The sequence below is a fragment of the Thermoflexus sp. genome (assembly GCF_040289485.1).
Taxonomy (GTDB): domain Bacteria; phylum Chloroflexota; class Anaerolineae; order Thermoflexales; family Thermoflexaceae; genus Thermoflexus.
Genome location: NZ_PSLG01000099.1, coordinates 1 through 4,672, shown reverse-complemented (window position 1 = coordinate 4,672; position 4,672 = coordinate 1). Strand labels below are relative to the sequence as shown.

The window sequence follows — 4,672 nt, the reverse complement described above, 5'->3', positions numbered from 1 at the left end:
GGCAGCGGGTGGCCTGGACCGAGGCCCGCAAGGCCTGGGAACTTCTCTTTTTTTTGTTGACCGTCCCTTCGGCCACCCGGGAGGAGATCGGCGCCGCCCTCTGGCCCGATGCCCACCCGGCTCGGCTGACCGGCCAGTTCCACTCGGCGAAATGGCGCCTGCACCGGGCCCTGGGCCGGGAGGTGGTGGTCTTTCAGGAGGGCCGCTACGCCTTCGACCGGCGGCAGCCCCACTGGTATGACGTGGCCGCCTTCGAGGAGCACCTCCGCCTGGCCCGCCGGGCCCCCGGGACCCCCGAGGCCCTCTTCCACCTGCGGGCGGCCGTCGCCCTCTACCGGGGCGACTATCTCAGCGGGTGGAACGCCGAGTGGGCCCTGGACCTGCGGGAGCGACTGCGGACCCATTACCTGGAGGCCCTGATGGCCCTGGCGGAGGGGACCTGGAAGGCCGGGGAGCCCCAGGCCGCCCTGGCCTGGTTCCTCCAGGCCCTCCACGCCGAGCCCACCCTGGAGGCCGCCTGCCTGGGCGCCCTCCGCTGCTACATGGACCTGGGCCAGCCCGGCGCCGCCCTGGCCCTTTACCGCCAGTATGCCGCCCGCCTGGAGCGGGAACTCGGCCTGCGGCCCTCCCCGGAGGCCCAGGCCCTCTACGAGGCCCTCCGCCGCGCCCAGTCCCAGGCCGGATAGCCTGGGGTTTTCTGCAGGTTGTATCGGACTCCCCCGGCGGGGAGGACGGATCGACCGTGCCGGAAGGAGGACGGCCCCACCGCCCCCCTCCACGCCCGCCCCCGCGGGCTCCCCCTACCCTCCCCTTCTCCCCGGATAGAACCCTTGAACGATCCGGCCCGCGGGAGCGCCGCAGGGGTCGGAAAGCCCTCACCGGCGCCGTGAGCGTTTCGTGAGAACCCCCTCGTATGATGGAGTTAGATCCAAAGGGAGGAAGCGCCATGAAGACCCGGATGCTCGCCTGGCTGATCGGATGGGCGAACCACCCCCATGCCCTCCGTCTGGCCTTCGGGGCCCTCGCGCTGATCGGGGCCGTCTTTCGACTGGCCACCCCGCCGGCGGACGGCGGCAGCCCTTCGTGAGGGGCCGGCGGGTGCGCCATGGTAAGGAGGCACGACGCGATGACCGCGGCGGCGATCGATGAGCTGATCGGCTGGGCGCTGATCGACGAGCGGGTCCGCGCGGATCTGCTGGGCAGCCGGCGGGCGGAGGTTCTGGCCCGCTACAACCTCACCGAGGAGGAGCGGGAGTGGCTGCTCCAGGTGCCGGCGAAGGACCTCACCAGCTTCGCCGACGCGGTGGCCCGCTGGCTGGAGCGCCGCGTGGCGCCGTCCATCGTCTGCTACCCCTCTCCCCCTTTCGCGTAGGTGCGCAATGCGCGTGCTGATCGTCGACGAGAACGAGGACATGCGCCTGCTTTACCGGATCGGCCTGCGGCGCCACCAGTGGGAGGTCCTGGAAGCGGGCACCATGGCCGAGGCCCTGCGGCAGGTGCAGGAGGGCCGCCCTGAGGCGGTCCTGATCGGCGACATGCTGCCCGACGGCGATCCCTTCGAACTGTGCCGTCGGATCAAGGCGGACCCGGAGAACCGGGACGTCATCGTGGCCATCGCCGTCTATTACATGGACGCTTGGGTGCGCCGTCAGAGCGCGGAGGCCGGCGCCGACGCCTGCTGGCTGAGCCCGGTGCCGCCCCGGGAGCTCCCGCGGCGGCTGGAGGAATTGCGGCAGCGCCGCCAGGCTCAGCCCCCGGCCGGAGGCAACGGCTCCCTCGTGCCTTCCCCGAGCGCCTGAAGGTGGTCGCCCCGGCCTCAAGGGGTCGGCCTCGTCGTCGGCCGCTGGAGGCCGGGGCGAAGGGGGTGGATGAACACCTCTCTCGTTTCGGAGACCGTGCCCCGAAGCGGGCGAGGGGGCGGTTCGGGGGCGATTTTCGGGAATCGGATGGCGGGGGGAAGCCCGAGGTGGGCCGCCCTCAGCCGACCAGGGGCCAGCGCGGGCGGTATTGAAGGGCCTCGGCGAGGTGCCGCGCGCCCAGCGTGTCCGCCCCTTCCAGGTCAGCGATGGTCCGCGCCACCTTGAGGATGCGATGATAGGCCCGCGCCGAGAGGTGCAACTGGTGCATCGCCGCCTTGAGCAGCGACTGGACCTCGGGCTCTAAACGGCAATAGGCCCGGATGTGGCCGGGGCCCATCTCCGCGTTGCACGTGATCCCGGTCCCGTGGAACCGTTCCCGCTGTCGGGCCCGGGCCTGCTCCACCCGCTCCCGGATCGCCGCCGAGGGCTCGCCTCGTCGGTCGTCGGTCAGTTTCTCGTATTCCACCCGCGGTACCTCGATCTGGATGTCGATCCGATCCAGCAGCGGCCCGCTGAGCCGCTTCTGATAACGGGCCACCATAGACGGGGAACACGTGCACGGCTTCAGGGGGTCCCCGTAGTAGCCGCACGGGCATGGGTTCATCGCCGCCACCAACTGGAAGGCGGCCGGGAACTCCAGCGTCCCCGCCGCCCGGCTGATCACCACGCGCTTATCTTCCAACGGCTGCCGCAACACCTCCAGCGCCCGCAGGTCGAACTCCGGCAGCTCGTCCAGGAAGAGGACGCCCCGGTGGGCCAGGGAGATCTCCCCCGGCCGGGGGAACCGCCCCCCGCCCACCAGGCCGGCGTGGCTGATGGTGTGATGGGGCGCCCGGAAGGGCCGCTGGCGGATCAGCGGGAACTCCGGGGAAAGGAGATCGGCCACGCTGTAAATGCGGGTCACCTCCAGCGCCTCCTCCAGCGAGAGGCGCGGCAGGATCCCTGGCAGCGCCCGCGCCAGCAGGGTCTTCCCCGTCCCCGGCGGGCCCACCATCAGGACGTTGTGGTTCCCCGCTGCCGCCACCTCCAGCGCCCGCTTGGCGTGCTCCTGGCCCTTGATGTCCGCAAAATCCACCGCCGGCGCCGGATCCGCCCAGTGGTCCAACGGCGTGGGTGGTTGTGGCGAAAGGGGCCGCTGCTCCAGCAGATGGGCGAGGAGGTCCTGCAAGGTGGGCACCGGGTAGATGAGGAGGTCCGGGACCAGGGCGGCCTCCGCCGCGTCGGCCGCCGGGACGAACATGCGGCGGAACCCCAACTCCCGGGCCCGGGCCGCCATCACCAGCGCCCCCGGCACATGGCGCACGGTCCCATCCAGCCCCAGTTCGCCGACCACCATCGCCTCCTCCAGGGCGTGGCGGGGCAACTGTTCGGAGGCGAGGAGGACGCCCAGGGCGATCGGCAGATCATAGGCCGGCCCCTCCTTGCGCAGATCCGCCGGGGCCAGGTTGACCACGATGCGGGCCAGGGGGAAGGAAAAGCCGGCGTAGCGGATGGCCGAGCGCACCCGCTCCCGGGCCTCCTGGACGGCCGCGTCGGGCAGGCCGACGATGGTGAACCCAGGGGGGCCGCGGCTGACATCCACCTCCACCGTCACCGGCTCCCCGTCCAGGCCGATCAGCGCACAACTGAACAGACGGGCCAGCATGGCCCCTCCCGCCGCCTTCGTGTTCCCATATAAATGATAGGCAGCGCGGGAGGGGCGAGAGGGGGAAAGAAGAGGCGACGGTCAGGCCGACTCGGGGCCTTCGGGCTCCTCGACCTCCTCGGGCGGCAGTTCGCCGGCCTCGGGGGCGGCGATCAGGCGCTCCTTCAAGCGGGCCGCCTTCCCGAAGCGCTCCCGGAGGTAATACAGCCGGGCCCGGCGGACCCGCGAGTGGCGCACCACCTCGATGCGGTCGATGCGGGGGGAGTAGAGGGGGAAGGTGCGCTCCACCCCGATGCCATGGGCGGCGATGCGGCGCACGGTGAAGGTGCGCCCCGTGCCGCTGCCCCGGATGCGGATCACGGTGCCCTGGAAGACCTGCACCCGCTCCTTATCGCCCTCGCGAACCCGGATGTGGACGCGCACGATGTCCCCGGGCCGGAGCGCCGGCACCGACCGTCCCGCGGTCCATTCCCGTTCCAGTTGTTGCAGGATCAGATCGCTCATCCCGTTTTCCCCAAGAGAGATGGAGCGGACGGCGCCCCATCGGGCGGCCCGATCACGCAAGGAACAATTATACCGGCCTGGGATCCCTACGACAACTCCGGCGCCTCAAGACCAGAATCCCAACGAACCCCAGGAGCAGGCCTGCCAACTGGCGTGGTGAGGGCCGCTCCTCCCGGAGGATCCAGACAGAGAACCCAGCCGCCCACAGCGGCATGGTGGCGATCAGGATCCCGGCGATGCCGCTGGGGACGGTCTGCTCGCCCCATGCGATCAAGGTGTGCGGGAGCGCGGCGTTGAAGATCCCCATCGTCAGGAAGGCCCTCCACGGCGGATCCGCTTCCCCCTGGATCCGAAGGGCGCGCAGACCCCCGAACAGCAGGAGAAGCCCTGCTCCGATGAGCAGGCGGCCGGCCACGAAGGTCAGGGGCGGGATGGTTCTCACCCCCACGACGAAGAACAGATACGAGGCTCCCCAGATCGCTCCCCTTTCGCATCGGACCTCGATCTCGATCCCCCTGAACTGTCGGGGAATTATAAACGCGAGGCGGGGCCGGGGATGCACCCGCCGGCCCCGCCTCTGAGCAGGGACCCGCTTTCCCAAGCCGTTCTGTGGCGCATCGTCATCCCTTTCACCTTGCGAGGCGAAACGGATGACCGGCCCCTT

General features: G+C 70.8%; 7 protein-coding genes. 4 read left to right on the top strand and 3 right to left on the bottom strand.

Annotated elements, in window-relative coordinates; genetic code table 11:
* From C4313_RS11110 to C4313_RS11095, 4 genes are all read left to right on the top strand, one after another.
* Positions 1-686 (top strand): AfsR/SARP family transcriptional regulator (locus C4313_RS11110; RefSeq protein WP_352429927.1); only part of this gene is annotated, 686 nt, incomplete at its 5' end.
* 260 nt (positions 687-946) lie between these two features.
* Positions 947-1,087 (top strand): hypothetical protein, encoded by a 141-nt coding sequence (locus C4313_RS11105; RefSeq protein ID WP_352429926.1) that lies wholly within the window; start codon positions 947-949, stop codon positions 1,085-1,087.
* Between the two features lie 39 nt (positions 1,088-1,126).
* Positions 1,127-1,372: a hypothetical protein gene (locus tag C4313_RS11100; protein ID WP_352429925.1), complete on the top strand. Its 246-nt coding sequence runs from the start codon at positions 1,127-1,129 to the stop codon at positions 1,370-1,372.
* A gap of 7 nt (positions 1,373-1,379) precedes the next feature.
* Positions 1,380-1,799, top strand: a complete 420-nt coding sequence (locus tag C4313_RS11095; protein WP_352429924.1) for a response regulator — start codon at positions 1,380-1,382, stop codon at positions 1,797-1,799.
* A gap of 178 nt (positions 1,800-1,977) precedes the next feature.
* Here the strand turns inward: C4313_RS11095 and C4313_RS11090 are convergent, their stop codons facing one another.
* From C4313_RS11090 to C4313_RS11080, 3 genes are all read right to left on the bottom strand, one after another.
* Positions 1,978-3,504, bottom strand: a complete 1,527-nt coding sequence (locus C4313_RS11090) for a YifB family Mg chelatase-like AAA ATPase (RefSeq protein ID WP_352429923.1) — start codon at positions 3,502-3,504, stop codon at positions 1,978-1,980.
* A gap of 81 nt (positions 3,505-3,585) precedes the next feature.
* On the bottom strand, positions 3,586-4,008 hold the full coding sequence (gene rplS, locus C4313_RS11085; protein WP_352429922.1) for a 50S ribosomal protein L19: 423 nt from the start codon (positions 4,006-4,008) through the stop codon (positions 3,586-3,588).
* 67 nt (positions 4,009-4,075) lie between these two features.
* On the bottom strand, positions 4,076-4,570 hold the full coding sequence (locus C4313_RS11080) for a DMT family transporter (RefSeq protein WP_352429921.1): 495 nt from the start codon (positions 4,568-4,570) through the stop codon (positions 4,076-4,078).
* Between the last annotated feature and the right edge of the window lie 102 nt (positions 4,571-4,672).

Excerpts from the sequence above, each read along its gene's own strand:
- C4313_RS11105 (WP_352429926.1), top strand. The coding sequence starts at position 947 with ATGAAGACCCGGATGCTCGCCTGGCTGATCGGATGGGCGAACCACCCC.
- C4313_RS11100 (WP_352429925.1), top strand. The coding sequence starts at position 1,127 with ATGACCGCGGCGGCGATCGATGAGCTGATCGGCTGGGCGCTGATCGAC.
- C4313_RS11095 (WP_352429924.1), top strand. The coding sequence starts at position 1,380 with ATGCGCGTGCTGATCGTCGACGAGAACGAGGACATGCGCCTGCTTTAC.
- C4313_RS11090 (WP_352429923.1), bottom strand. The coding sequence starts at position 3,504 with ATGCTGGCCCGTCTGTTCAGTTGTGCGCTGATCGGCCTGGACGGGGAG.
- rplS (WP_352429922.1), bottom strand. The coding sequence starts at position 4,008 with ATGAGCGATCTGATCCTGCAACAACTGGAACGGGAATGGACCGCGGGA.